Here is a 25,666-nt window from a genome sequence, read left to right as displayed (position 1 = left end):
TACCGACGCGCCGAGCTGTTTTTCAGCCTGGGAACTGACTTCCACTCAGCTTGATAACCCGATCAACCCGGAACACAGAAACAAGAAACAAACTGAAAACAGGCGGCAGCTGCCGACCTGTTTTATTTATCGTCATCCATCGACAAGACTGCCATAAAGGCCTCCTGCGGAATTTCCACAGAGCCGACCGCCTTCATCCGTTTCTTGCCCTCTTTCTGTTTTTCCAACAGCTTTTTCTTACGCGAAATATCGCCGCCATAGCATTTCGCCAAAACGTTTTTACGCAATGACTTGATGTTGGTGCGGGCAATGATCTTACCATTAACCGCCGCCTGCACCGGAATCTCAAACTGCTGCTTCGGAATCAGCTCTTTCAGCTTCACCGTGATGGAATTGCCGCGGGCATACGCGAAATCACGATGAACAATGATCGATAAGGCGTCAATCAGTTCGCCGTTAAGCAGAATATCCATCTTCACCAGGTCACTCTTTTTGTATTCGCTGATTTCATAGTCCAGAGAAGCATAACCCTTAGTACAGCTTTTCAGTTTATCAAAGAAATCAAAAACAATTTCGCCTAACGGAATCTCATATTCCAGCGTATTGCGGTTGGCATCAATGTAATGCATATCCTTATAGATACCGCGTTTGTTCTGACATAGCTCCATCACCGCTCCGATATATTCGTTCGGCACCATGATGCTGGCCTTGACATACGGTTCCTCCAGCCGATCGATCCGCTGAACCTCCGGCAAATGCGCCGGATTGTCAATCTTCACCATGGATCCATCCGTCAGATAACAATGATAGATAACGCTGGGCGCCGTGGCAATCAACGACAGATTGTATTCCCGTTCCAGCCGTTCCTGAACGACATCCATGTGCAGCAGACCTAAAAATCCGCAGCGGAAGCCAAAGCCCAGCGCTTGGGAAGTTTCTGCCTCAAACTGCAGGGAAGCATCGTTGAGCTTCAGCTTCTCCAGGGCATCGCGCAAATCGTTGTATTTCGCAGAATCCGTCGGATACAGACCGCAGTATACCATCGGATTCATTTTGCGATAACCCGGCAGGGCTTCCTTAGCCGGATTGTCGGCCTGTGTTACCGTTGCCCCGACGCTGACATCCTGCACCGATTTGATGCTGGCGGCAAACCAGCCGACTTCGCCGCATTCCAAAGCGCCCAGTTTGACTTCCTTCGGATTGCGCACACCGCATTCCAGCACTTCATATTCAGCCTGATTATTCATGAAACGAATTTTATCGCCAACCTGAATCCGTCCTTCTTTAACCCGGACGAAAACGATGACGCCGCGGTACGAATCATAGATGGAATCAAAGACCAACGCTTTTAAAGGCGCTTGAGGATCCCCAGAGGGCGCCGGAACTTTCTTTACGATTTCTTCCAGTACATCCTGCACATTTAATCCGGTTTTCGCTGATATTAACGGAGCCTCTGTGCAATCCAATCCAATTACATTTTCAATTTCTTCCTTAACGACTTCCGGCTGCGCACTCGGCAGATCAATTTTATTGATGACCGGCACGATCTCCAGATCATTGTCCAGCGCCAAATAGACATTAGCCAGAGTCTGCGCTTCAATTCCCTGCGCCGCATCCACAACCAGCACCGCCCCTTCACAGGCCGCCAGTGAGCGGGATACCTCATAGGTAAAATCGACGTGTCCGGGCGTGTCAATCAGATGGAAAACATATTCCTCGCCATCCTTCGCCCGATATTTCAGCTGAACTGCATTCAGCTTAATTGTAATGCCGCGTTCCCGTTCCAGATCCAGAGAATCCAGAATCTGATCCACCATTTCTCGATGCTGAACGGTATCGGTCATTTCCAGAATCCGATCCGCCAAGGTCGATTTGCCATGGTCGATATGGGCAATGATCGAAAAGTTTCTGATCTTCGACTGATCCATTGCCATTCCTCCTTAAACTTCTGTCCTATTATATCAAAAGCCGATCTCAAAAGAAAGCAGAACCTGTTTATCTCATTATTAGAAACAGGCGGAAATTCTTTATTCCTGAGCCAGAAAGAGAGATTTCTGATTCAGCATCTTTAAGATCAGTCCCATTTTCACGCCAATGAAAAACCGGCTTCATCACCGGTTTCCTCATACTGATTCTTTTACCTGTGCCACTGTTGAAGTGACAGATTCAAAGCGGCAGCCGATCAGCTGCTTGCCTTTGCCATTGTAGAAATCTTTGGCACCGACGCGTTTTTTGCCTTCCATCTGCAGTTCGGTGATGACAATCATCACCCCGCCAGCTGCCACCAGCATCCCCATCTCGTCAAACCCGAGAATCGTTCCGCTAGGCTGCTCGGTTTTATCCTCACGATAGCGCACACCCCAAAATTTCATCTTCTGCCCGGCGATCACACCATAGCCGACCGGCCAGGAAATCAGTCCGCGGATCTGATTGTAGATCTGACGTCCGGTTTGGGAAAAATCGATCTGTTCCTGTTCTTTCGTAATATTCCAAGCGAAGCTGACCTGGGTTTCATCCTGGGCGATGGGTGTAATCCGACCTTCAAGATAGTCCAAAAGGCATTCCTTTAACAAGGCAGAACCAGCGGCCTGCAGCTTATCATGAAGCATTTCCGTCGTATCTTCCTCGTCGATGGCGACTTTTTTAACCGCCAGCATATCTCCGGCATCCATCTTTTTTACCATCTGCATGATGGTGACGCCGCTTTCCGTTTCACCTTGAATGATAGCGGTATGGATGGGTGATCCTCCGCGATATTTCGGCAGCAGTGACGCGTGAACGTTAATGCAGCCATGTTTCGGTGCATTCAGCACAGCTTCCGGCACCATCTGACCATAAGCACAGGTCACGATCAGTTCCGGCTGCAGATCCAGGACTTCGGCATAATCCGTCCGAATCTTCTGCGGTTGTAAAACAGGCAGTCCCAATTGTTCAGCCAAAGCATGCACTGGGGTCATCTGCAGCTTCTGTTGGCGGCCAACCTTCTTGTCCGGCTGGGAAACCACACCGACCAGCTCCACAAAAGGCAGCTGCGTTAGGGCCTGTAAAATCCCGCAGGCAAACTCCGGTGTACCCATAAATAAAACTCTTGTTTTCAAGAGGCATCCCTCCTCACTGGTTACGTCAACGATTATACCATAAACCAATTGAAGTTGCGCGGCTCATTGTCCAAAAGCCGAAGCGATCATGCGGACTGAATCCTCAACCACTCGTATCACCATCTCAGAAATATTCGCTCCCAGCTGACCCGCCGTATTTTCCTGAATCTGATACATGGAGGCCCGATGAACCGGCGGCTCAATGACCTCCTGCTTCTCAATCTGTTGGTTAAAAGCCTCGATGCGCTGCTGAATTGTAGATTCAGGCTGTTGTTGATTCAGCGTACTGCCGATGCTGACGACGATTAAAATCAAAAAGGCATCCAGAATAAACCGTTTCATTCAATCCCTCCGTTCGTTAACGCTTCGACTAAAATCCGCAGTGAATTGCGGACTTCCTCTGTGCTGTTTTGATCGGTTCCCAATTCCAGCAGCACCATGTTTTCCGCCATATCCTGATTGTATACGGACTGCCGTTCAAAGACTGATCTCATTATACCGGGCATCACCTGGTTAATTTTGTCGGTTAATTGCCGGGAATGTGCCATGACATGTGCGGCATTTGATGATTTCATCCCGACTACAAACATCATTTTGGCATAAGTCATGCCCTCATTTTCAAAAACCGAAGCTGAGCGCGGAGCCGAATCCCGATGCAGGTCGATGACCAGATCAAACCCACCGTGCTCGGCAAACGTATCATTGATATGCCTACGGGAAATCGTATATAATTGGTTGTACTTTAAGCCTTCTTCCTCGGCCTCCCGCAGAAAATTTCCGGTTTGAAAATAAACATAGTAGCCTTCTTCTTCCAGCATTTTTGCCAGCTCCATCCCAATTTCATAGGTTGTGGTGCCGTCGCTGTATGTTTCCGACTGATGCGTGTTATAGATGTAAACGGATTTCTTTTCCGGTTTTTCTTCTTTTTCAAATTTAGGTACAAATGGTTCGTTGATGACCACTTCGTCAATCCGTTCCACTGCTTGTTTAAAGTCCGGCAGCAGCGCCAGCTGTTCTTTGATTGAGATGCGGTCCAAATCGATCACCGGATGCAGGATAGACTCCAGTACAGAGGTCTTATTCTGCGAAAGCAGATCACCCAGGCCGGTAAAGAATGAGGTGACTGCCAGAAAGGCCAGGATCAGCAGTAATTTCAGTGTGATTTTCAGCTTTGTTTTCAAGAAAAAATCCCCCTCTCTTTCCGCAGTTTATGCGAAGGAAAGGGGGATCATGACTTACATCTGGGAAAAACGGGGATGCAGTACCTGATTGATCGCTGTGGAAATGACCTCCGTCAAATGCTTGACTTCCTCATCCATTTCTTTAGGCGTCACGACCATCTGATAAGATTCCTGATAATGGATATGATCCATGACTTTCTGATAGTCATCACATTGAATGGTCGAAAGCACCTGATCGATCAGAGCTTCAATACTGACAACCGTCGCTACCCCGATTGCCACAACCGGCGCTTGGACTAATTCTTCGTTGAGCACTTTACGATGATTTCCAACACCGCCCCCAGGCTGGATGCCGGTATCACTGATTTGAATGACGCGGTTGATCCGTTCAATTGATCGGGTCGCCAGAGCATCGATCGCGATGACAAAATCAGGTTGAAACTGACGGGCTACAGCCTGTACGAATTCCGCGGTTTCCAAACCGGTCTGTCCCATCACGCCCGGCACAATCACCGCGACTTCGCTGGTCCCCTGTGCGAGTTCTTCTTCCTGCAGCCGATGCAGATGGGCGGTGACAATCACCTGCTTGGCCGCAATCGGCCCCAATGAGTCCGCTGTAATTTCCTGATTGCCTAAGCCGACAATTAACGCACGGGTGCCGCTGAGTTTTAAGCCGTCGATCACCTGCTTCAAACAATCGCCGGTCACCGCAATCGCTTCTTCCCGTTGTTTCGCATCATTCAGATCATCCAGTTCGATGGTAATGTACTCACCTGGCTGCTTCTCAATTTCTTCACACGGATGATGAATGGAAATATGATGGGTTGTAATCCCGTGGTAACTTTTTTTGGTATGGGTAAAATTCTCATTGTCCTGTAAATCCAGCACTTCTTCGTAGGCCAGATCCGTTCTGTGTTTGCGCATACGCTCACCTCAGACTTAGTATGGACTGAATCCCTTGAAGGTATGCCGCTGTTTTATGCAGAAATGACAGGTTATGCTCCCCCTTCTTCACTTGTTTCTTGTCACCTTTTTCCATTAGTGTTTGCATTTTCACCTTCCTTTTGTTATAATTCTTAAGGTATAAATGCGGAGGAGGTGTCAGAATGCCAAACATCAAGTCTCAGAAGAAACGTTCGATTACTAATTTAAAGAGAAATGCAGCGAAAACTGCTGAAAAGTCCGCGCTGAAAACAGCAATTAAGGAAGTCCTGGTTGCCGTAGAAGCGAAGGATAAGGAAAAAGCAGTTGCAGCGTACAACACTGCAAATTCTTTATTAGATAAAGCCGTTACCAGCCATCTGAAGCACAAGAACTACACAGCACGTCAGAAGGCTCGCTTAGCAAAAGCGGTCAATTCTCTGTAAGAACGAAAAAGATCCCAGTGCGGATCTTTTTTTATAGATTTCTTATTAAAACAATTAAATAAGTCTAGATTATAATTTTTACATTTAATACTTAACCAAAATAAAAAGAAATTGTTTTCAATTTCTTTTTATTATAATAAATACACTAATTTCAATCCACATATCACGCTGATCACGCTGCGATACGACTTATAAAACTGAATTTTTTTGCTCAAGTGTGCTTCCACTCAGTAGCTGATGGAAATAGTTTAACACAGATCTTATATTTTTTCTAGTGTATTTAATATTAAAACCATGATATAATGAATTTACTAATATTTTATTAATGAATGCATAACCCAAAGAAAGGAGAAACTGATCCATGAAGCAGGAAAATTTCTTTCTATCAATGATGATTCTTGCGGTGATAGCAATTATAGCGATGGTTATTATATTTAAATTATAGTTAATTACTTCTGTTTGATGATCAACTCCCCTTCCCCCTGCGGAACTTCAAAGCTCTGTAGATATCCTTCCAAAATCGTATCTGTAATTTCAAATGCAGCATTGGCTTCGATATGCTTAGCCCGTTGGCGCAAGCGACTACGCAGAAGATCCGGACTGGCTTGCAGATACAGAAGCCGAACCTGGCCGCCTGCCTTAATAATCCTCTCGCGATACGCTTCGCGGTTCTTCTTACTCCAGAAACTAAAGTCGATTACCACCGACTTTTTTTCATGAATTGCTTCATCGAGCTGATTTTTCAGCTGGTTTTCAACCGCTGCGGATAACTGGGCATAAGCAGAAGCTGGATAATCGACATCATATTGGCCATATTGCTGCCAGACTTCCTCATCGATCGACAGCCTGAGAAACCCCATTTTCTCCAGACGTTTCGCCAATGTAGTTTTTCCGGAACCGGCTATACCGCATAACATGACCACCAGGGATTTCTGTGGTTCGGTGTCCTGATTGAGCCAATTGATTATTGCTTCCCATTCCATACGTTTAACCTCGGTATTCCTTTCTGACTTTCCTTCATTGATCATCCTGATCTTCCTGCAGCTGCTGCTTAAAGTGATCCAAAGCCTGCGTATATTTCTTTGTTGAGCGAACTAAGGAAATCATGGAAAGACTTAAAGCGATCCATAGAATCAAACCTTCAAACGTGAAATGACTGAAAACAACGACGGCTAAGACGAACACACTTGCGATTGTAATGCCTGTCTGCCCCCGCTGCAAAGACTGCATCCAGATCCGATAGCTTTCTAAAAACAGGGCATAGGCAGCGCCAGCCAAAACAATCCAGATCCAATCCGGCAACGCCTTGCGGGAATCAAGAAACTGCGCTAGGACAGGGATCGCCATCCCGATCATACCGTTATAAATCAAGCGTTCAATCATCGTTTTCCCTCCATTCCTATCGCTTTGCGAAAATGTGGGGCATAGCTGCGGCTGACCTCCAGCTGGGTCCCATTTTTTAAGATTAACGTCAGTCTACCGTTAAAACTGGGGGCAATTTGTTCCACCTTCGCCAGATTGACGAGATAAGATTTACTGATTCGAATAAACTGCCGCGGATACAGCTCCTCCTGCAGCTGATACAGCTTGCGGTTTAGCTGAAGACTTAAGTTGTCTGTATAAGCAAAGGTTTCACGCTGCAATCCTTCGATATACAGAACATCGGATAAATCCACGACATAGGTACGCCCGGCCTTTTGTCCAGTCAGCGTCATGCCTTTCTTTTGTAAAAAATGATCGTTGAGAAAAGCGATTAATTCATCAAGATCCGCCATTTGAAATTGAATGCCGATCGAATTATAATCCACACCTTTTTCAACCAGAGTTAAATCCAGTGATTCAAAGGATTTAAGCCGCTGACGCAGCTGTTCCTCATGCTCTGGCCGACAAATCAGATTGATCATGGCTGCTTCACCAGCTCTATCGTTTCCTCATAGAACTTCTTCCCTTTCGGATCGCTGACCCAAACCGTGATTTCGCCGCGGACAGCTTCATTATCTGTAAAATCAACACCCCAGCCGGAACGGCTCATGCTTACCGTTTCTGTCAATCCCAACGTTCCGGAAGAAGTACTCTCAACTACCGCTTGTCCCTGTGCATCAAACATTGTAATTCGATATTTTAAATTACGATACCGCAGAAGATTGATCTGAAGCGTGTTCTTGGCAATGACCTCAGCACTGGAAAAATAGCCATAGCCTGCCGCCAGATTGTAAATTTGAAAGTACCGGCCTTCTCCCGCAAAGGTAGGGATCATCGTAGGTTCACAGTTCAAAGTCTGCGCCTCCAGAACCTGATCTCCTCTGCGGATTGACCAGCTGATTGTCCAGGGTTTTGGCTGACGATCGGCTAAATTCAGACCCGGACGTTCGCTGAGAATCCAATAACTGCCCGCTTCCGTCTGTCCGTCATCCAATGCTTCTTCGGTTTCATAGACGATCTCCCCCGTATCGCTTTCAGTGATTTTCAATGAAACAGTGGTATCTTGATAAGCCTCGCTGACCGGATAGGCTAAGTTGATCTTAACCTGCCGGCCTTGAATCACAATCACATTGCTCAGATGTTCATCTTCTGTTCGATAAACCCAGACTGCAGGCTGAGAATTTTTAATTTCTGAGCGGATTAATCCAGTCTGCGTTGCCGCAAGCAGGATTGCTGCGGCAGCGAAAAGCAAGCCGGCCTGAATTGGTTTCCAATGGACTGTTCGACTCTGTTTCTGCACGAAATAGAACTGTTCCCTGAAATCCAAAGCTCGTGAATAGACTTTATAGGCACAGATCAATTGAAAGAATGACTGCATAGACATCCATTGAGCATTCACACGGGCAAGCAGTACCAGAGCAAACATCAAGGCCAGCCATCCCATTAAATTTTGAAAACGCCGGCGAACGACGGGTTCTGACGAACTGGCATAGAATCCAGCGGCCAAGCATTCGTATCCCATAAAGAAAACCAATGGCAGCATCCGCTGGACTAACGCCTCATTCCATACCCCCTTCATCAGCATGCCCGCCAACAACAATAAGCCGGCCCCGGCAAATAATCCCTGCCGCAGATTCCGTGTCAAGTGAATAAGGCCCACCGCAGCCGCCGCAAACATCAGCCACTGCAGCGGGGAGACCGGAGAATCCCATTGCAGCAATAAGAGTGCCAATCCGGCGCCCACCATCACGATGGACTGCGGACTGCCGTTCATCGCTGTTTCCGCTCCCTGAATTTCCTGCCGCTGATATTTAGAATACGTCAGTATCCATAGCAAGCCGGCTGCGAATAGGATCAGCGTAATCAGTATTGTGATTCCCATTCTGGCCATATCGATCCCTCCCCTTCAGTTGAGATTATTGTACCTGACTCCTCACACATTGACTATGAATTCTGTGTAAGTGGTCATCAATGAAACATAAGTGGTCGTTTCTATAAGAATTAATGTATTTCTTTCTCGAATATCTGGAAAAGAACACTTCTATTATTGCAGATTCCAAATTCACAGAATAGACGTTCGATTTATTTTTCGTATAAAATAGAAATAGGAAGCGGCTTCATGTTAAAATAAGATTATCTATTATGGTTAAGCAATTTCATTTTGAAATGATATGGGGGGAATAATTGTGATTCGAGTTGCCATCTGTGATGATGCGCCCTATGAGCTGGAAAAAATCAGGCAGTTAGCTCAGGCAATTCTCAAAGAAAGAAGGACTGAGGCTTATATTACAACCTGGACTTCCCTGCAGGAGCTTCAGGATCAGATTTTTGAGGGCCAATTTGATCTGCTTTTACTGGACATTCGATTTGAGGCTGAAAAACAGACGAGTCTGGAATTGGCTCAGAAATGCTCTGTGATCGCCCCTGAATTACAGATTATTTTTATTACCGGATATCTTCAGTATTTTCCTGACGTCTATCTTTGTCAGCATGTTTACTGCCTGTTAAAGGAAGACTTGGAAAAACGGCTGCCCCTCGCAATGAATAAAGCGCTGAACGTTCTGCAGGGCAGACAAACCGGGCAGGATTCCTTAACGGTCATGATTAATCGGCATCCTCGGCTGATTCTGTATCAAGATATCCTTTACCTGGAGAAAGACCGCCGCAAAATCATCTTTAACTGTCGGATGACCAAAGCGGGTTCACAGAAAAGCGATTCGCTTGAATCCACGATGCAAATCATCACCTATGCCGTATTTGATGACTATCTGCCAAAGCTGCCGCAATCCTTTGTGCAGACCCATCGTTCCTACATCGCGAATTTGAACTATGTCAAATCCGTAGAAACCAAGGGGCTTATTTTATTCAATGATACGTTCATCCCGATCTCCCGCAGTTATAAAAAAGCAACGATGAATGCGATTATGAAACAATTCTTTGACATCGAGTCCGCAGAATAACAAAACTGCGGTTCTTTTAATCTGTTTCACACAATTTTGAATCGTCTTTGTTCAGCAGCACTTCTGCGGTTGTAGTGCGGGCTTGTTTATTCCACCGGGCCTGTCCATGGTAACGTTCAGCCAGCTGCGTGATAATTTTCTTGCCATTGCCCTGAATCAGCTTCGGACTGGAATGCATTCTGCCATTGGTATTTTCACAACGGATTAAAATCATCTGCTTGTGCTGGGTAATCGTTAAATGAACAAAAGCCTGCGGACTGTCCTGAGCCGCTTCCAGGGCATTTTTTAACAGGTTTGCCAACAATGTGTTCAGATCAAAATCATCGAAGCCCGAAGCGAAAGAAGCCTTGATCTCCACCGTAAATTCAATATCTTTCGCATCAAACTGACGCTGAAAGGAAGCCAGCAAAGCGTTGACAGAAGGATGATCACAGTATAAAGAATTCCGGATAGAACCAATCTGATCATATGCCGCACGAATTTGATCGACATTCCATTCGGATGCCTGGGACTGAATGGATGCCCACACTTTGTTCATGACGCTTTGCTTCGCATGCAGCTCCATCAGCTGAGCCTGAATTTCAAGATTGTTTTGATGTTCAAGTTCAGCTCGTTCTTTCGCTGTTTTCATTTTCAGCAGACTCCGAATTAAGAAAAACGAAGCGCCCTGCACACAAATCCAGGATACGATCAGAAAACCTGTTAAGTTCACAGTCATTTCATAGGCATAGATCAGTTTATAAGATAAGAGATAGATCCAGCCGGCATGAATGGCCAGCAGCGGGACCAAGCGCGCCTGTTTCTGCCAGTCAATGTTAGGAAAGACTTTCTTTTTCAGAATCAAGATCAAACCAAAAAGAAGTCCTTGAATTCCATCCATTACCAAAAAACCCGAAGTTGTAAAAAACGAAGCTTCTTCAAACGCGAGCTGATCGAAGCCGCTGCCCGCCAGCATGATCAAAATCGCCAGCATTTCTGAAATCACCAGGCACAGCACATGAAAAAGTACAGCAAACAGGGTGTTCATTCGCGTATCCCGGATCATCAGCCGCAGGACTAGATAAAGCATGATTACGGTAAACAGCGTTCGTACCAGATTGACAGAAAAGAAATCCGCAAACAGAAAAAACAGAATATAGTTGATGATGGCATTGATCGTGATAGCCAGATACAGCTTGGGGAAAAAGGCATTCCGAGGTTCTTTGGAATGCAGAAATGTCCCATGAAAAGCCGTCCAAATTCCAAATAAAATGAGATGGTTAACATAGAAGAAAGGATTGTCATTCAGCATACGTCAGCCTTCTTTCTTCAGCATCACTTCCGCTACGGCCAGGTTCTGCTCCTGCTTCATGCTTCGCACTCCTTGATACCGCTGCAGAATTTCATCCATGATCATGAGCCCCTGTCCCTGGATTCTTTTCTTAACCGGACTGGGCTGTTCGGCAACACTGTTGCAGCAGCGGATCATCAGCAATCCGGCCTTTTCCGTAAGCTGCAGCTTCACCTTCGGATCTTCGCTGTTTTCGGAAGCTTCAACAGCATTTTTCAGCAAATTCGACAGCAGCGTATTCAAATCATAATTATCGAATCCCTCCAACAGATCCGCCTTGATTTCAAACTGCATTGAAATCTGTTTTTCTTTCGCTTCGATAAGATACGCATTCAGCAAGGCATTAACGTATGGATTGGCACAGATCAGATCTTCACGAATCTGCTTCATTTGATGCTGCAGCGTACTTAGGGTTTCAAGCTGATCATCCAGTCCTGTCATCTCTTTGAAGACGGCATTGATAACATCCTGCTTCTCGGAAAGTTTCCGCAGCTGAATTTCCAGCTCCGCATTCATCTGGCGTTTCGCTTCGAGTTCCTGCTTCTTTCGTTTCTGACGGATAATCCGGCGGGCAATGACAAAAACTGCAGCATCAGTCAGAAGTAAAAAGAGCAAGGACTGAACCAAAAGCATCGTACTGGCTTCAACAATATAAATCAGTTTATAAGAAAGGATATAAAGCCATAGAAACTGGCAGATTAAAAGCAGCGTGCCGATTGTTGTATATTCCCCCTCCGTTGTTCCCTGGCGTTTTCTGACAATTCCTAAAGCCAGCATAAAAAACAACAGGCTCATGATATCGAGCAGAACATACGAATAGACATTCATATAGAAGGTGCCTTCATAGGCGCTGCGGCTGAACTGCACGCCGACCAGGGTGATCAGCATGGTTACCATTTCAGCGGTAATGGAAAGCAGCTGCTGGGCAAACAGGGCAAATACTGTGGCTTTCAAGCCGGCCCCTTTTACCAGATAAACAACAACACCGATCGTCGCAGCCGATACCGTCATCCGAAAAACCGCATTATCCTGCTCGCTGCCGGGAATTTCATAGATCTGGATCAAGACCAGCACCGCAGCTAAGATCGCCGCTGCCAACATCACATAATCTTTCCGATAGCTTTTCCGAACCGGCAGAAATTCATTGTAAAAATAAGCCCAAGTCATCATCAAGGGGATATGATTCAAATAATACAGCGTTTGATCCAGCATCAGCAGTTCACCTCGTCAATCTCGATTGAATTTACAGCGGCTCTCAGTAACCGCAAGCATTCCTGCATTTGCGCATTTTTAGGAGCGGGTACCTCCAAATGCAGCTGCGGATCAAAGCAGATCGTCACTTGCTTCCCAGCATAAGGTTCGGCCAGTCCATGCAGAAGTTCCAGCAGTCCGGTAAAATCAATCTGTTGGGGAACCTGACCTTTTACTGCCAGCGTGCATGTATCTTCATGAAGCTGATAATACTGGATTAAAATATCCAACATGACGTTCCCCGTTTGATAGGCCGGCAGCTGCGTCTGATATTGACTCAGAATTTTCTCGGCATAAACCTTCAGCTCAGCTTCCTGTCCCTGCTCCTTCAAAATCTGCAATGTCATCAAATGATTGGACAGATCATGATAAAAGTAACGAATGTTTTTCTGCTGCATGACCGCAAACTGATAAAACTGATAGTTCTTTTGATTCAGTTCTGTCATCCGCTTCAATTCAAGTTCCACCTCGTTGTACTGCATGACGCTGCGGATAATTTCAAAGATGCAGAAATCACCAATCAGTGTAATCCCGATCGCAAACGATATGATCATAAAAATTTCAAAGATTGCCATTTCCTTCTGGACACCGAACACGGCCGCTACCAAAACGATCTGGCACAAGAAAAATCCGATTAAATACAAGATTGTTTTTTTACTATTCATGCTTTTCCCCCTCATGTTGAACAAACAAAAACTTTTATTTCAAGCTTCTTTGCAGCACCCCTATTTACTTTATTGTAAATCAAAAAGTCTTTGTTGTCCATTTGCGCCAATCGTCTGCAAAGAGGAAGTGATTATTAACATTCTCTTTTTATCTCACAAAATTGGAAGCAGTTCGGTTCCATGAAAGGATAATGGAAAATCAATTCTCTATCGGTTTTCTTAAGGAGCAACAAATCCGTTTTTTGGAAGAACGTAAAAGAAGACAAAATAAAAAGGAAAGAGCATGAGGCCCTTTCCCTTAATCAGATGACTTTCGATTTAAAATGATATGATCAATTTCTTCCATTTGGCACAGAATTTCTGTCCGCTTTGCCGGATCTTCAATCTGCTCGGCTATTCGCTGCAGTTTCTCCCTGCGGTAACGGTAATATTCATGTAAAACTGGTTCCAGATTTTCTAAGAGCAGCGGGCCATAGCGCAGCTGAACTTCAGTATAGGAAACTGGTTTTTCCGCTTTACGAAAACCGACAATCTGGTAGTAGTGGCGGTCATGCACAAGTTTTTCCGTTACAATTTCAAAACCATGCTCCATAATCCAGCGTCGCAGTGAAGCGACCTCGCGATTCACCTGCACTAGAATCAGCTGAAAATGGGCAAGCCGGTCAAAATCATTTTCAAGGATTGATTTGGCGGTCATCCACCCCATTCCGGCAATCACGGCCACTTCCGCATCAGCCGGCACTTTTTCCAGTCCCGGCGTCAGAATTAAAGCAATCTGTGCCTGCAGCCCTGCTTCTTCAATCGTAGCACGGGCATGCTCCAACGGCCCGACTCCGATATCACAGGCATAGGCGCGCGGGATTTGTCCGGAAGACACCAATTCTACCGGTAAAAAAGCATGGTCAGTTCCAATATCCGCAACGATCACGCCGACAGGAACACAATCGGCAATCGCCTTGAGTCGCAGGCTTAACATCGTTCTTAATTCTTATCGACGAAATCCCGCAGCCGCTTCGAGCGGGTCGGATGTTTCAGCTTCCGCAGTGCCTTCGCCTCAATCTGACGAATACGTTCACGGGTTACGTTGAATTCCTTACCGACTTCCTCCAACGTCCGCGTCCGGCCGTCGTACAGGCCAAACCGCAGCCGCAGCACTTTTTCTTCCCGTTCCGTCAAGCCCTGCAGAACATTGTTGATCTCATCTTTCAGCAGCTGATTGTTGGCATACTGATCCGGCGACATCGCGTCTTTATCTTCGATAAAATCACCCAGGTGGGAATCATCTTCCTCACCGATCGGCGTTTCCAGCGATACGGGTTCCAAGGCAATCTTCTGAATTTCGCGAACCTTGTCCGGCGTAATGTTTTCCATCTTTTCGGCAATTTCCTCCGCCGTCGGCTCCCGGCCCAGATCCTGAACAAGCTGGCGCTGTACACGAGTTAATTTGTTGATTGTTTCTACCATATGTACCGGAATTCGGATTGTTCGAGCCTGGTCGGCAATCGCACGGGTGATCGCCTGACGGATCCACCAGGTTGCATAGGTCGAAAACTTAAAGCCCTTGGTGTAGTCAAATTTTTCAACAGCTTTGACCAAACCCATGTTGCCTTCCTGAATCAGATCCAGAAACAACATGCCGCGGCCGACATATTTTTTTGCAATCGAAACGACCAAACGCAGATTGGAAGAAATCAGAATGCGTTTAGCTTCTTCATCACCGGCCTGAATCCGCCGGGCAATTTCCGGCTCATCTTCCGGATTCAGCAGCGGTACCCGTCCGATTTCCTTCAGATACATCTTGACTGGGTCATTGATCCGTACATAAGGAGAACTGCTGTAAGTTTCGCTGAGGTCGACTGGAACTTCAACGTCTTCAACTTCCGCATCGAAATCCTCGCCGGCATCTTCCGCTAAAAACTCCAGATCATCGCCGATATCCTGCGTCATCGCTCCCGCTTCGGGAATATCGATATTTTCCAGTTCTTCGATATCGTCATCTTCGCTGATATCGATGCCTTCGGCAGCGAACCATTCGTACAGGTCATCCATATCATTATCAGTCAGATCCAGATGCTCCAGAGCATCCATGACATCCTTCTGATAAATCACCTTATCGGCAAGATAGGTCTTTTTAAATTCTTCCTTTAATTGATCCAACGTTTTGTAAACTGGCATTTTTGTCTCCTTAGTCTTGGTGTTTTTCTTCATCAAGGTACCCCCTTAATTCTCTTTGCAGCTGCATCCGTTCATGGAGAAGGGCAGCCTGGCTTTCCGGATTGCTGATCCGCAGGATCTGTTGTTTCAGATCATTTATTCTTTCTTCCAGCATACACCGCTGCAGACGGCGGACTGCTCCCTCCATCACTTCCGGTGTAAATTGTGGACACTCCCATTCTGAAAGATCCAGAACCTTTTGTCTCAGCGCTTCCTCATCAATCGTACTGATGAAATCCGCAAGCTGCAGCTGAGGATGAGACCGGCTGTAATCCAGGATCATCATCGCCAGCTGCTGATTTTCTTCATTGAGCAGAAAACCGAGTTTTTCTTTGAACATTTCTACAGCATCGCGGCTGGTAAGCATTAGCGCCAGAATCAGGTGTTCTGCATTAGTCTTACCATCTCGCGACGGATTTAAACGAACTGGAACTCTTTTTACCCTGCCGGACGGGGAATCTTCTGCTTTCAAGGCAGGAGCTGCCCCCAGATCCAGATGAAATCCGGTTAACTGTTCCAGCTGATGGGCAAAATTCTGTCGGTCAAATTCATCAGTGAGCTGTTTAATCTCGGCTTCAACTTTGAACGTGAATTCCTTTTTCTCAGAATAATTTTCCAGATCGTAGCGGCTGGCTAAATACTGGAAAACAAATTCCATCCACGTCAGCTCTTTGCGGGTCATGGCCTTCAATTCTTCCGCGCCGTGCCGGCGCAGAATCTCATCCGGATCCAAACCGGTTTGATTGTTGACAATGCCCACCTCAAAGCCGGCCGCGCGGGCCAGCTGCGCCGCCTTGTAGGTCGCATTCTGTCCGGCTTTATCGCCATCATAACAGAAAGTCAGATGGAGCGAACATTGCCGCAGCAGCCGCAGCTGCTCAGCGGTACAGGCTGTGCCCAGCGTTGCGACAACATTGTCCATTCCCGCCTGGGAAAAAGCCAGCACATCGGTGACTCCCTCGCATAAAAGCACCCGCCCTTCCTGACGGGAGGGCTGTTTAGCGCGATGGTAGTTGAAGACGGTATGACCTTTGACGTAAACATCGGTTTCGGTCGTGTTGATATACTTGCTTTGAGCTTCCGGATCCATGCTGCGGGCGGTGAATCCGATCGGATTGCCGAGTGAGTCATGAATCGGAAATGTAATTCGGCTGGAAAACACATCGTGAAGACCGCTTTCATTCAGTCTTACGACATTGGAAGCCACCATATCCTGTTCGTTGTAGCCCTTGGCCTGAAGAAAACGAAGCAGTTCATCCCCAGGACCATTCCAGCCGATCTCAAACTTTTCAATCGTAGCTTCGTCGATCCCGCGCTGGGACAGATACTGACGCACCGGCGTTCCCGCCTGAGCCCCCAGCTGATAATGAGTGTAGCGAATCGTTTCCGCCAGTACCTTATATAATGCGTCTTTCTTCGGATCCACCGGCGTTTTCAATGCGGAGGGATCGAAAGAAAGCTTGTAGCCGCTAATCTCTGCAACCTTGGCAACGGCTTCAGGAAAGCTTACTTTTTCATAGTTCTGGACGAAGGTAAAGACGTTGCCGCCGGCGCCGCAGACAAAACATTTATAAATCTGTTTGTCTTGTGAGATCGACAGCGACGGATCATGATCGTCGTGGAAGGGACAGACACAGGCCATCGAACGGCCTTTTTTGACTAACGGCAGATAGTGGCCGATGACTTCCGCGATATCCGCGCTGTTTCTGACCGCGGTGATTTCTTCCTCGCTCAGACGCATCATCATCCCCCCTGTTCTGCCCATTCAATCCGAATCAGAATTTCAGCGCTGCTTGGATGTGCGCTTCCAATTCACTGATCGGCAGACGCACCTGATTCATACTGTCGCGCTCACGCACGGTGACGCAGCCATCCTTTTCCGTTTCAAAATCAATTGTGACACAAAACGGCGTTCCAATTGCATCCTGACGGCGGTAACGCTTACCGATGCTGCCAGCCTCATCATACTCACAGACAAAGCTGTCAGCCAGCTGACCATAGACATCCTTCGCTTGCTGGGAAAGTTGTTTGGACAGCGGCAGAATGCAGGCTTTGATCGGAGCCAGGGCCGGATGCAGATGCAGAACAATGCGGGTATCCTTTTCATTGATCACTTCTTCATCATAAGCATCGCACAGGAAAGCCAGCATCAAACGTTCAACACCGACTGCCGGTTCCACGCAGTACGGCAGATATTTTTCATTGGTCTGCGGATCGAGATATTCTAAGGACTCACCGGAATGTTCCTGATGACATTTCAGGTCATAATCGGTCCGGTCGGCAATCCCCCACAGTTCACCCCAGCCAAAAGGGAACAGATATTCAATATCGCTGGTGCCTTTGGAATAGAAGGCCAGCTCTTCCGGCGTATGTTCCCGAAACCGCAGGTTCTCCGTTGTTAAACCGAGACGGGTCAGCCAGCTCATGCAGAAATTTTTCCAGTATTCATACCATTCGAGATCCTCGCCTGGCTTGCAGAAAAATTCCATTTCCATCTGTTCAAATTCACGGGTGCGGAAAATGAAGTTGCCCGGTGTGATTTCGTTGCGGAAGCTTTTGCCGATCTGACCGATGCCAAACGGCAGCTTGCGGCGCATTGAGCGCTGGACATTCTTGAAGTTGACAAACATGCCCTGGGCGGTTTCCGGACGCAGATAAATCGTATTCTTTGCATCCTCCAAAATGCCTTGGAAGGTTTTAAACATCAGGTTGAACTGACGGATATCCGTAAAGTCATGACTGCCGCAATTCGGGCAGGCAATGTGGTTTTCCTTGATAAAATCCATCATCTTTTCGTTGCTCCAGCCCTCCGGCACCACCTTGCCTTCCGTCGCTTCTTCAATCAGGTGATCCGCGCGGTGACGGGTCTTGCAGTGACGGCAGTCCATCAAAGGATCAGAAAAGCCTTTTAAGTGACCGCTGGCTTCCCACACCTTCGGATTCATTAAGATCGCCGCCTGGATGCCGACGTTATTTGGATGGGACTGAATGAACTTCTTCCACCAGGCCCGTTTAATATTGTCTTTGAGTTCAACGCCCAGCGGACCGAAATCCCAGGTATTGCTCAGGCCACCGTAAATTTCGGAGCCCTGAAACACAAAACCGGAATTTTTTGCGTGCGCGACAATCGTCTCAAACTGTTTCACTGCCATGATCAATTCCTCATTTCTTTATTTTTATAGACAAAGTTTATTATAGTACAAATCAGCGCTTTTCGTCAATTGGATAAACGGTCCAGAAAGCGCCAACTTTCCAGCTTTACACCACTGTGTAGCATTAAAAATTCGACCAGCAATTCCGCATCTTTTTTTGTCCAGGGGCCATAGGGTTGAAGCTGCTTAAAGTGGACGAGCTGCGCCTTGTTGATCAGCCGGAAACGTTTTAACGCTCCGACCTCCATTGGCCGGGCATGCACCATCGCTGCGCATTCCGCGCACAGAAATCCGCCTTCTTCCACGGAAATCGTCTGAACCTGAGTATTCGAGCATAGGACGCATTCATCGACGATCGGCTCAATGCCTTCCACTTTCAGAATCAAGGCGGCAAACTGCGCCAGAATCAGATAGCTATCCGCCTCTTGATCCAACCGATCCAGACTGGCACTTAACAGATCATAGACCTCCGCCGCCGCTTCCAGATCACTCTCACCCTGTTCTAAAAGCTTATCTGCGATCTCACACATCACCTGGGCAATTGTCATTTTCTCCAAATCTTCGCGAATATACCGATGTGACGCCAACACCCGCGCGGTTTTTAACGAAAACAGCGTCGCCTGTTCCTTGTACTCAAACATCAGTTCCGACAGGACGAACGGCATGCAGGACACCGCGTTTTTGCTTGCCATCTTGCGGATGCCGCGGCAGACAAAGCCCAGCTTGCCATGTTCCCGCGACAGCACCGTAATCAGCGCGTCGTTTTCCCGATAGTCCTGCTGCTTCAGAATTACCGCTTCAATTCTAGCTTCACTCATCCTCAAGCTCCGTCTGGATATAGCCTAACTGCTGCAGTTTGGCACGCTTGTTGCGCCAGTCTTTTTCCACCCGCACAAACAGCTCCAGAAAGATCGGTTCCCCCAGCAGTCCCTGAAGTTCTTCCCGCGCCTGCATCCCAATCTGTTTGATCATTCTGCCTTGTTTACCGATGATAATGCCCTTTTGCGAATCGCGTTCCACTAAGATCATCGCGTTGATAATCAGATGTTCGCGGTTCTTGCGAATTCGTTCGATCACCACGGCTACGGAATGGGGAACTTCTTCTTCTGTCAGCATCAGCACTTTTTCACGAATGATTTCCGCCATGATGAACTGTTCTGGATAATCACAGACCTGATCCGCCGGATAATACTGCACGCCGTCGGTCAGATCATTTTTGGTCACTTCAATCAGCTGATCCAGGTTGTTCTGCGTCTTGGCGCTGATCGGAATGATCTCTTTGAAATCCATCCGTTTCTGCCATTGAAGCAAAAGCTCGATCAGCTGTTCTTTTTCCAAAAGATCAATTTTGTTGAGGATCAAGTACACCGGCAGATGCATCTGCCGAAGCGTGTTCAGCACAAATTCATCACCGCTGCCAAAGGGAACCGAGCCGTCGACCAGATAGTAGATCAAATCCACCCCCGCCGCCGCAGAATAAGCTTCCTTATTCATCTGGGTCCCTAGTTCATGCTTGGGTTTATGAATGCCCGGCGTATCCACAAAAATAATTTGCGAATCGTCATCCGTGCGAATGGCCCGGATCGAATTGCGGGTCGTCTGAGGTTTAGGGGAAATGATCGCCACCTTCTGCTGAACCAAAGCGTTGAGCAATGTGCTTTTCCCGGCATTGGGCCGGCCGATCAGCGCGACGAAGCCGGACTTCATGCCAGATCCTCCATGCCAAAGCTCATCGGCAGCAGTTCGGCGATGGTTGTCGTCATGGTTTCCTTACCGTTGGACAGGATGATCGGGGTATCGCTGTTCAGCAGTTCGCTGAGCACCTGACGGCAAATTCCGCATGGCGTGCCGATCCGCGCACCATCGCTGACAATCGCGATCGCTTCAATTTCATTTTTGCGGTATCCATAGGAATAGGCGGCAAAAACGGCACTGCGTTCAGCGCAGTTGGTAGCCCCATAGGAAGCATTCTCAATGTTCACGCCGCGAAAGGTGCGGCCATCCTTGCATAAGACACACGCTCCGACATGATAGTTGGAATAGGGAGCATATGCGGATTGCATCGCCGCAAAAGCTTCTTTGACTAAATTTTCGTACATTTTATTTCTCCTGTTCTATCTTATTAGATGGATGACAACCAGCATCAGACCGACGATCAGCGCCGTCAGCGATGCAAACAGCACTGCCGCCGCGGCCAGATCTTTAATCGTTTTGATCCGGGGATCGTGATTGGGCTGGACAAAATCACACAGTTTTTCAATCGCGGTGTTCAGTATTTCCGCGGTCACCACCAAGCCGATCAGCGTGATCACCAACGCCCATTCCCACCACACAAAGCCCAGAACAATGCCGGCTAATCCGGCGAGCACGGCCAGTCCCAGCTGCAGTGCGATGCTGCGGTCCTGCGCAGCGCAGATCAAGCCTTCAAACGCAGGCTTGAATTTTTTGATAAAAGCCTGCATTAGGATCTTGGCACCAGTGGATCAAGAATTTCATGCTGAAGCTCAAACATGATTTTTTCCTCATCCGGCTGCATGTGATCATAACCAAAGCAATGTAGAAGGCCATGGGTAAACAGAAAACAGATTTCCCGGCGCAGGGAGTGACCATATTCCTCAGCCTGGGTGATGGCAGCTTCAACATTGATGAAGATGTCGCCTAGCTCGACTTCGGCTTCCTCGATTAATTCAAATTCATCCTGACTGTCGCAGGCCGCAAACGAAATCACATCCGTCGGTCGGTCCACCTGCCGATAGTCGCGATTAATCTGGTGGATTCGTTTGGATTTGACCAGAATCACTGAAATCGTATAGTCGCCCGGCTTGTCTAAGACTGTCAGCGCATGCGCTGCAATCTTCTCAAAATCCGCATAATATTCTTTCCATTGCTTTTCCCGCGTTTTATTGACAAAAGTACAGGTTATCATCATCTTCACCTCTTGATTTTTGCATTGCTATTATAGCATAATTCAATAAGCAATGATACGTGCTTTACTCGCTTATTTTAAGGCTTTTTCTTAACTATTTATACATAGCAAAATTGTCCAAAAAAGCAAAGTTAGTAACAATCTAGTGACAAACACAAACACTTTATATAATAAGGATGCAATATTTAACTACAAAAAAGCCCCACCCTCCGATTAAGGAAGGTGGGGTATTTGCTATTTAAGTGGCAGCTGCTTGACTTTTTCTAATGCCGTTTTAACTGTGCCGTTGCCGCCAAGCGCCTTGTAAGGCTTGTTAAGCTCCTCAAGCTCGTCAAGGTCATCTGTGGTTACATAACCACGCTGGATGATATAAGTGCATTTTTGTATAAGCCTATCATGGAGCACTGCCTGAACACCAAACTTCATATTTTGATTATCGGCCAATACTTTTTTAAAGTTTTTTTGGACCGTCTTGTATAGCATCGCAAGGATGCCGACAATACAAGTCCAACCAAGCTCCATGATGTGCGTAGAGATAAACTCAAGCATCGCGATTACTCCTTATCAGGCTTATCCTGCTTAGCAAAATAAAAGGTCACGATCATCGTAACCAGCGGAACGAATTGCTCTGCAGATACCATCTTACAAAAAAATCCGGCAACCATTGCGGCCACCATGATGATGGAGATGATCGATTTCAGATCGACCAACTTGGAGATACGCTTTTTGATGTCTTCCATTTTTTATTCCCCCTATTCAAAATAATCTCGATCATAAGCAAACCATAAGCCGTAGTCAGTTAAACACCACGGCTCTGCAGCGGACGTATATTGGTTTTTACCCTTGTTTTGGATATCCACAACCTTGACGTTTTCGCCTGGCTGCAGATAGCTTACGACTGCGCCTGATGGCGCCGATGATCTCAACGGATATCCTTTTGATGTGCTACTCTTTACGCACTTAAAGATCATCGTCTGTCCTGTCGGAATTACCGGAACATCTGGATCCGGCTGCGGATCAGGCGTCGGCTGCTCTGCTTTGTAAAACGTCAGCACGTTTGGCAGCGCTCTGCCGGTATAGACTTTTTTAGTGCCATCCACAATCATCTGAGAGCTGCCACCGCTGTCCAGCATTGCGCAATAAATCATGTCATAGGCTTTAGCAAACTGCCTGCAGGCGGCACCGTTGAGCTTGCCAGAGACAACAGCAAAGACGTCAACGCCATCAGCATCTCGCATATGCAGCGTCTGAGTGTTGGCAGTTGTGTACTTAGACTGACCGGAGCCACCGGAGACCATCGTCACGTCTTTACCACCCAAAAGGACAATGCACGCTGGACTGTAGCCGACCTTGACCTCATCGCCAGGGTACTCCCAACTAGCCAGATCACCAGCGATCAGCTTGTTATCCTTGGTCACTACTACGTCCAGCCACTCAACTTGATCTGGTCGACCGTCTGCAGTAAATCCCTGATGACGTCCACAAACAGTGCCCCTGTCGGATCCAGACATGACAAAGTAGCTGCAGTTTACTTTACAGTGATGGATGTGATCATCGTCGATCTTGTCGATGGTCTTAAGTACCTTATCCACGCCGGCAGACATTAAGCCGATATCCTGATCCTCTTTGCGCTTGTAGACGTGGATCGTCTGACCTTGCCACGCGATACTTTGGTAACCCGGTTTTAAATACATTTTAGATCCCTCCTCCTCATACATTAAAAAAGGACACTTTAACCAGTGTGTCCATGTGCCGCGGTACATCGCGGCGTTTTTATCCTTGAATTGTGACTTGACAACGCAGTTGCCAACAGATCCCCATCGCTTGGCTGTGGCCTCGATCACTTGGCCGCCACCGATGTAGATCCCGATATGACCTGGCTGCCAAACAAGCAGCCCTGGGGTGTCCGGGATCGTGTCGATCGGACCCTTGACCGTTGCCCTAGAGTACATCTGATCAGCGTTGATATCTGGCGCCGTCTTACCATAATAACCAGTGTTGCCGGGGCCGTAGTCGTGCCATAAAAAGCACTTAATCAGCCCCACACAGTCAAACACTCGGCGGCCTGCATCGTCAAAACGACCTATGCCGCCGAGCTTGTAGATGGTCTTGCAGTTGAGCTGCTGCTCCGCCCACCGGCAGAGATCAGCGTGTGATGTGTAATCATACATAAGCATCACTCCTATCTAAAACGGCTGCCACGCTGTGATAGTACCTGGTTCTTCCCATTCTGTGATTCGGCAATACTGAACTTGGATATTATTATAGGCAGACGCAGTTTGTCTGAATCTAATTCCTTTAATCGGCGTTGTATCTGTAATTGTTACTTTCCTTGTAGTCCACGCTCGAATATTTTCGCCATTCAAATATGCAATCTGCGAACCGTCTTCTCTAATTCCATAAATCCAAAAGTTCCAACCTCTGTTTGATTCAGATCCGGTTGCCATTACAATTTCCTTCGGCACAATTCTTCGATCACCAAAATACATATAGCCTGAATCGTCTGTTGTATTTGTCCATCCAGACCCCCAAGTTTCAGTTACTGACCTGAAACAACTGGATTTGCCACTCAGACTAATTCCGTAATCTCGGTATTTATCATAAAAGTTTTCCGCGAAGTGTAATATACCATCTACATCTTCTGCAGCTTTTTTGACCCACCTTTTTACCATTTTTCGCCAAGCTGAGGTTCTTTCAATCAGTGTCCATTCAGTAATCTGACAAGTCTTAATTACAATGCGCTGATAGGCTTGACTTTGATCGTTAACGCTTATTCCTTTAATCTCGACCTGTTTCTCGGCAGGAACCGAAATTGTGTAAGTTGAATTTGCTTCTGGACTAGCAGACCAGACAACAATCTCGGAGCCTTCTACAGGATGGAGAATGACGCTCACTGTATTCGCTGGGTTTACGCGGTTACCCGTTTTCAAAACAATCTTTTTAGCCCTAATTCTAATTCCACCGAACCAGCAGGAAGCTCTGTGTCCGCCTTCCCACCGATGGTCCGAGCCCATATTTAGACCCGTGCTATCATTATTATCAAACACTTTGTAAGCATCATAATCTACCTGACTGTCAGGTTCTTTCAGACCATTACCAGTCACTGTGAACGGCAATGGTCTGTCAGCCCCTGTCATCTGGAGAAAAGCACCAGTCTGATCAGTTTCTTTCTGTTGTGCGGAATCTTGCGCTCTTATAAACTGATTCGTCGAATTCCGCCACCCATCCGCCAGTTTTACGCCAATCAATTTGACACACCTTCGATCTGGAAGTATATGTCACCCACAGCCCCTATGTCTGCGGTAGGTGCAGCTTCACCGTACAGAATTTTATTTTGCTTTTTATCGATTTCCTGGTTGATCTGATCATCAATCCCGTCAAGTTTAACTTTATCTGCAGCTGACATCAGACCTGGAGCGGACTGTGTTGCGACGTTATAGGTCGTGTTGGTGTCCAGATCACCGACCAGCTGATAGGCTGTACCGTCATAGACAAACTCACGAGTCCTATTAGCAGCTAAATACCCGGCACTGATTGCGGATCCGCGATATTGGATCGCCTTCGCACCGCTGCTGTTGACGTTGAGCGTTGGACTAGCTGCTGTGTTGGTTACTGTAAACTTAACGATAATCCGTGCACCAGTGACTAGCTTAAATCCCGTGCAGGCTACCACCTTAGCTGCTGTTGCCGCTGCGGTACCGCACGTACCGTAATGCGCAATCGCTGATGCACCATTAAAGTCAACTCCGTCGATTGTACGAGCTGTCTGCAGCTTAACAGCCGATGACGCAGCCCCACCTGCGGAACTGCTGCCAGCGTAATTGTCCGGTACAGCATCCTCTACCTTTTTTATTGCTGAGTCAATTAGATCTAAGTCATTAACGATAACAGCGATGTCCGCAGGTTCTGTCATCGCAGGCTTATTAAATTTGTAATTTGTTGTTTGCGTCGCCATAGCTACACCCCCTTTATCTGTGCCCAGGTCGCAGTTTTAATCTTGTCCCAAGTGGTCTTGGCAAGCTCCGACCAGGTCATGTTTGATGTGACTGCAACTGACACCTTAAACTGTTGTCCTGTATTGAGCGTTGTAGGCGTTACCT

At 47.1% G+C, this 25,666-nt stretch carries 28 protein-coding genes; 2 read left to right on the top strand and 26 right to left on the bottom strand.

The window, feature by feature from the left end:
* Positions 1-122: 122 nt before the first annotated feature.
* From lepA to gpr, 5 genes are all read right to left on the bottom strand, one after another.
* The gene (gene lepA / locus MCG46_RS07745; RefSeq protein WP_240279075.1) at positions 123-1,928 is read right to left on the bottom strand and encodes a translation elongation factor 4; all 1,806 of its coding nucleotides are present in this window, start codon (positions 1,926-1,928) and stop codon (positions 123-125) included.
* A 195-nt stretch (positions 1,929-2,123) separates the two neighbouring features.
* Positions 2,124-3,098: a methionyl-tRNA formyltransferase gene (fmt, locus tag MCG46_RS07740; RefSeq protein WP_240279073.1), complete on the bottom strand. Its 975-nt coding sequence runs from the start codon at positions 3,096-3,098 to the stop codon at positions 2,124-2,126.
* Between the two features lie 63 nt (positions 3,099-3,161).
* The gene (locus tag MCG46_RS07735; RefSeq protein WP_240279072.1) at positions 3,162-3,440 is read right to left on the bottom strand and encodes a hypothetical protein; all 279 of its coding nucleotides are present in this window, start codon (positions 3,438-3,440) and stop codon (positions 3,162-3,164) included.
* Entirely contained in the window at positions 3,437-4,279 is an 843-nt protein-coding gene (locus tag MCG46_RS07730) for a stage II sporulation protein P (RefSeq protein WP_240279071.1), read from the bottom strand. The genes MCG46_RS07735 and MCG46_RS07730 overlap by 4 nt, the downstream gene beginning before the upstream one ends.
* A gap of 54 nt (positions 4,280-4,333) precedes the next feature.
* Entirely contained in the window at positions 4,334-5,203 is an 870-nt protein-coding gene (gpr, locus tag MCG46_RS07725; protein ID WP_240279070.1) for a GPR endopeptidase, read from the bottom strand.
* A gap of 182 nt (positions 5,204-5,385) precedes the next feature.
* On the opposite strand from gpr, the gene rpsT reads away from it, so the two are divergent.
* Positions 5,386-5,646: a 30S ribosomal protein S20 gene (rpsT, locus tag MCG46_RS07720; protein WP_006060229.1), complete on the top strand. Its 261-nt coding sequence runs from the start codon at positions 5,386-5,388 to the stop codon at positions 5,644-5,646.
* Between the two features lie 449 nt (positions 5,647-6,095).
* On the opposite strand, the gene MCG46_RS07715 is transcribed toward rpsT, so the two are convergent.
* The 4 genes from MCG46_RS07715 to MCG46_RS07700 are packed head-to-tail and all read right to left on the bottom strand — an operon-like array spanning position 6,096 to position 8,959.
* Positions 6,096-6,674: an AAA family ATPase gene (locus MCG46_RS07715; RefSeq protein ID WP_240279069.1), complete on the bottom strand. Its 579-nt coding sequence runs from the start codon at positions 6,672-6,674 to the stop codon at positions 6,096-6,098.
* Positions 6,664-7,029 carry a hypothetical protein gene (locus MCG46_RS07710; RefSeq protein ID WP_240279067.1) on the bottom strand — a complete coding sequence of 122 codons (366 nt, stop codon included), beginning with the start codon at positions 7,027-7,029 and terminating at the stop codon, positions 6,664-6,666. Before MCG46_RS07710 ends, MCG46_RS07715 begins: the two co-directional genes overlap by 11 nt.
* Positions 7,026-7,550: a LytTR family DNA-binding domain-containing protein gene (locus MCG46_RS07705; RefSeq protein ID WP_240279065.1), complete on the bottom strand. Its 525-nt coding sequence runs from the start codon at positions 7,548-7,550 to the stop codon at positions 7,026-7,028. The genes MCG46_RS07710 and MCG46_RS07705 overlap by 4 nt, the downstream gene beginning before the upstream one ends.
* Entirely contained in the window at positions 7,547-8,959 is a 1,413-nt protein-coding gene (locus MCG46_RS07700; protein ID WP_240279063.1) for a hypothetical protein, read from the bottom strand. The genes MCG46_RS07705 and MCG46_RS07700 overlap by 4 nt, the downstream gene beginning before the upstream one ends.
* Before the next feature lie 295 nt (positions 8,960-9,254).
* Between MCG46_RS07700 and MCG46_RS19565 the strand changes: the two genes are divergently transcribed.
* Positions 9,255-10,028 carry a LytR/AlgR family response regulator transcription factor gene (locus MCG46_RS19565; protein WP_240279061.1) on the top strand — a complete coding sequence of 258 codons (774 nt, stop codon included), beginning with the start codon at positions 9,255-9,257 and terminating at the stop codon, positions 10,026-10,028.
* A gap of 16 nt (positions 10,029-10,044) precedes the next feature.
* On the opposite strand, the gene MCG46_RS07690 is transcribed toward MCG46_RS19565, so the two are convergent.
* From MCG46_RS07690 to MCG46_RS07610, 17 genes are all read right to left on the bottom strand, one after another.
* Complete coding sequence (locus MCG46_RS07690; protein ID WP_240279058.1) at positions 10,045-11,319, bottom strand: GHKL domain-containing protein; 1,275 nt, start codon at positions 11,317-11,319, stop codon at positions 10,045-10,047.
* A 3-nt stretch (positions 11,320-11,322) separates the two neighbouring features.
* A complete protein-coding gene (locus tag MCG46_RS07685; protein WP_240279057.1) occupies positions 11,323-12,570 on the bottom strand; it encodes a GHKL domain-containing protein in 1,248 nt (415 codons plus the stop codon).
* The gene (locus tag MCG46_RS07680) at positions 12,570-13,274 is read right to left on the bottom strand and encodes a hypothetical protein (protein WP_240279056.1); all 705 of its coding nucleotides are present in this window, start codon (positions 13,272-13,274) and stop codon (positions 12,570-12,572) included. Before MCG46_RS07680 ends, MCG46_RS07685 begins: the two co-directional genes overlap by 1 nt.
* A 298-nt stretch (positions 13,275-13,572) precedes the next feature.
* Positions 13,573-14,250 carry a tRNA (adenine(22)-N(1))-methyltransferase gene (locus tag MCG46_RS07675; RefSeq protein WP_240279055.1) on the bottom strand — a complete coding sequence of 226 codons (678 nt, stop codon included), beginning with the start codon at positions 14,248-14,250 and terminating at the stop codon, positions 13,573-13,575.
* A gap of 5 nt (positions 14,251-14,255) precedes the next feature.
* Positions 14,256-15,482 (bottom strand): RNA polymerase sigma factor RpoD, encoded by a 1,227-nt coding sequence (gene rpoD, locus MCG46_RS07670; protein WP_020223174.1) that lies wholly within the window; start codon positions 15,480-15,482, stop codon positions 14,256-14,258.
* Entirely contained in the window at positions 15,460-17,229 is a 1,770-nt protein-coding gene (gene dnaG / locus MCG46_RS07665) for a DNA primase (RefSeq protein WP_240279054.1), read from the bottom strand. Before dnaG ends, rpoD begins: the two co-directional genes overlap by 23 nt.
* A 34-nt stretch (positions 17,230-17,263) precedes the next feature.
* A complete protein-coding gene (locus tag MCG46_RS07660) occupies positions 17,264-18,640 on the bottom strand; it encodes a glycine--tRNA ligase (RefSeq protein WP_154240545.1) in 1,377 nt (458 codons plus the stop codon).
* A 65-nt stretch (positions 18,641-18,705) separates the two neighbouring features.
* Positions 18,706-19,458, bottom strand: coding sequence for a DNA repair protein RecO (recO, locus tag MCG46_RS07655; RefSeq protein ID WP_240279053.1), 753 nt, complete (start codon positions 19,456-19,458; stop codon positions 18,706-18,708).
* Positions 19,451-20,347, bottom strand: a complete 897-nt coding sequence (gene era, locus MCG46_RS07650) for a GTPase Era (RefSeq protein WP_240279051.1) — start codon at positions 20,345-20,347, stop codon at positions 19,451-19,453. The genes recO and era overlap by 8 nt, the downstream gene beginning before the upstream one ends.
* Positions 20,344-20,739, bottom strand: a complete 396-nt coding sequence (gene cdd / locus MCG46_RS07645) for a cytidine deaminase (protein WP_240279050.1) — start codon at positions 20,737-20,739, stop codon at positions 20,344-20,346. Before cdd ends, era begins: the two co-directional genes overlap by 4 nt.
* A 15-nt stretch (positions 20,740-20,754) precedes the next feature.
* The gene (locus tag MCG46_RS07640) at positions 20,755-21,102 is read right to left on the bottom strand and encodes a diacylglycerol kinase (protein ID WP_240279049.1); all 348 of its coding nucleotides are present in this window, start codon (positions 21,100-21,102) and stop codon (positions 20,755-20,757) included.
* Positions 21,102-21,569 (bottom strand): rRNA maturation RNase YbeY, encoded by a 468-nt coding sequence (gene ybeY / locus MCG46_RS07635; protein ID WP_240279048.1) that lies wholly within the window; start codon positions 21,567-21,569, stop codon positions 21,102-21,104. The genes MCG46_RS07640 and ybeY overlap by 1 nt, the downstream gene beginning before the upstream one ends.
* Before the next feature lie 231 nt (positions 21,570-21,800).
* Positions 21,801-22,115 carry a hypothetical protein gene (locus MCG46_RS07630; protein WP_240279047.1) on the bottom strand — a complete coding sequence of 105 codons (315 nt, stop codon included), beginning with the start codon at positions 22,113-22,115 and terminating at the stop codon, positions 21,801-21,803.
* Positions 22,116-22,120: 5 nt separating this feature from the next.
* A complete protein-coding gene (locus tag MCG46_RS07625) occupies positions 22,121-22,306 on the bottom strand; it encodes a hypothetical protein (protein ID WP_240279046.1) in 186 nt (61 codons plus the stop codon).
* Positions 22,307-22,318: 12 nt separating this feature from the next.
* Positions 22,319-23,518 (bottom strand): hypothetical protein, encoded by a 1,200-nt coding sequence (locus MCG46_RS07620; protein WP_240279045.1) that lies wholly within the window; start codon positions 23,516-23,518, stop codon positions 22,319-22,321.
* A gap of 234 nt (positions 23,519-23,752) precedes the next feature.
* Positions 23,753-24,814, bottom strand: a complete 1,062-nt coding sequence (locus MCG46_RS07615) for a hypothetical protein (protein WP_240279043.1) — start codon at positions 24,812-24,814, stop codon at positions 23,753-23,755.
* Entirely contained in the window at positions 24,811-25,521 is a 711-nt protein-coding gene (locus tag MCG46_RS07610; protein WP_240279041.1) for a hypothetical protein, read from the bottom strand. The genes MCG46_RS07615 and MCG46_RS07610 overlap by 4 nt, the downstream gene beginning before the upstream one ends.
* Positions 25,522-25,666: the final 145 nt, after the last annotated feature.

Origin of the sequence: Holdemania massiliensis, assembly GCF_022440805.1 — a bacterium.
Taxonomy (GTDB): Bacteria; Bacillota_I; Bacilli_A; order Erysipelotrichales; family Erysipelotrichaceae; genus Holdemania; species Holdemania massiliensis_A.
The sequence above is the reverse complement of the archived record's forward strand: the minus strand, read 5'-3'. Positions and strand labels throughout refer to the sequence as shown.

What these genes read in the sequence shown, in the direction of transcription:
- lepA (WP_240279075.1), bottom strand. Translation starts at nt 1,928, where the DNA reads ATGGATCAGTCGAAGATCAGAAACTTTTCGATCATTGCCCATATCGAC.
- MCG46_RS07735 (WP_240279072.1), bottom strand. Translation starts at nt 3,440, where the DNA reads ATGAAACGGTTTATTCTGGATGCCTTTTTGATTTTAATCGTCGTCAGC.
- gpr (WP_240279070.1), bottom strand. Translation starts at nt 5,203, where the DNA reads ATGCGCAAACACAGAACGGATCTGGCCTACGAAGAAGTGCTGGATTTA.
- rpsT (WP_006060229.1), top strand. Translation starts at nt 5,386, where the DNA reads ATGCCAAACATCAAGTCTCAGAAGAAACGTTCGATTACTAATTTAAAG.
- MCG46_RS07715 (WP_240279069.1), bottom strand. Translation starts at nt 6,674, where the DNA reads ATGATCAATGAAGGAAAGTCAGAAAGGAATACCGAGGTTAAACGTATG.
- MCG46_RS07710 (WP_240279067.1), bottom strand. Translation starts at nt 7,029, where the DNA reads ATGATTGAACGCTTGATTTATAACGGTATGATCGGGATGGCGATCCCT.
- MCG46_RS07705 (WP_240279065.1), bottom strand. Translation starts at nt 7,550, where the DNA reads ATGATCAATCTGATTTGTCGGCCAGAGCATGAGGAACAGCTGCGTCAG.
- MCG46_RS07700 (WP_240279063.1), bottom strand. Translation starts at nt 8,959, where the DNA reads ATGGCCAGAATGGGAATCACAATACTGATTACGCTGATCCTATTCGCA.
- MCG46_RS07690 (WP_240279058.1), bottom strand. Translation starts at nt 11,319, where the DNA reads ATGCTGAATGACAATCCTTTCTTCTATGTTAACCATCTCATTTTATTT.
- MCG46_RS07685 (WP_240279057.1), bottom strand. Translation starts at nt 12,570, where the DNA reads ATGCTGGATCAAACGCTGTATTATTTGAATCATATCCCCTTGATGATG.
- MCG46_RS07680 (WP_240279056.1), bottom strand. Translation starts at nt 13,274, where the DNA reads ATGAATAGTAAAAAAACAATCTTGTATTTAATCGGATTTTTCTTGTGC.
- MCG46_RS07675 (WP_240279055.1), bottom strand. Translation starts at nt 14,250, where the DNA reads ATGTTAAGCCTGCGACTCAAGGCGATTGCCGATTGTGTTCCTGTCGGC.
- rpoD (WP_020223174.1), bottom strand. Translation starts at nt 15,482, where the DNA reads ATGAAGAAAAACACCAAGACTAAGGAGACAAAAATGCCAGTTTACAAA.
- dnaG (WP_240279054.1), bottom strand. Translation starts at nt 17,229, where the DNA reads ATGCGTCTGAGCGAGGAAGAAATCACCGCGGTCAGAAACAGCGCGGAT.
- MCG46_RS07660 (WP_154240545.1), bottom strand. Translation starts at nt 18,640, where the DNA reads ATGGCAGTGAAACAGTTTGAGACGATTGTCGCGCACGCAAAAAATTCC.
- recO (WP_240279053.1), bottom strand. Translation starts at nt 19,458, where the DNA reads ATGAGTGAAGCTAGAATTGAAGCGGTAATTCTGAAGCAGCAGGACTAT.
- era (WP_240279051.1), bottom strand. Translation starts at nt 20,347, where the DNA reads ATGAAGTCCGGCTTCGTCGCGCTGATCGGCCGGCCCAATGCCGGGAAA.
- cdd (WP_240279050.1), bottom strand. Translation starts at nt 20,739, where the DNA reads ATGTACGAAAATTTAGTCAAAGAAGCTTTTGCGGCGATGCAATCCGCA.
- MCG46_RS07640 (WP_240279049.1), bottom strand. Translation starts at nt 21,102, where the DNA reads ATGCAGGCTTTTATCAAAAAATTCAAGCCTGCGTTTGAAGGCTTGATC.
- ybeY (WP_240279048.1), bottom strand. Translation starts at nt 21,569, where the DNA reads ATGATGATAACCTGTACTTTTGTCAATAAAACGCGGGAAAAGCAATGG.
- MCG46_RS07630 (WP_240279047.1), bottom strand. Translation starts at nt 22,115, where the DNA reads ATGCTTGAGTTTATCTCTACGCACATCATGGAGCTTGGTTGGACTTGT.
- MCG46_RS07625 (WP_240279046.1), bottom strand. Translation starts at nt 22,306, where the DNA reads ATGGAAGACATCAAAAAGCGTATCTCCAAGTTGGTCGATCTGAAATCG.
- MCG46_RS07620 (WP_240279045.1), bottom strand. Translation starts at nt 23,518, where the DNA reads ATGTACTCTAGGGCAACGGTCAAGGGTCCGATCGACACGATCCCGGAC.
- MCG46_RS07610 (WP_240279041.1), bottom strand. Translation starts at nt 25,521, where the DNA reads ATGGCGACGCAAACAACAAATTACAAATTTAATAAGCCTGCGATGACA.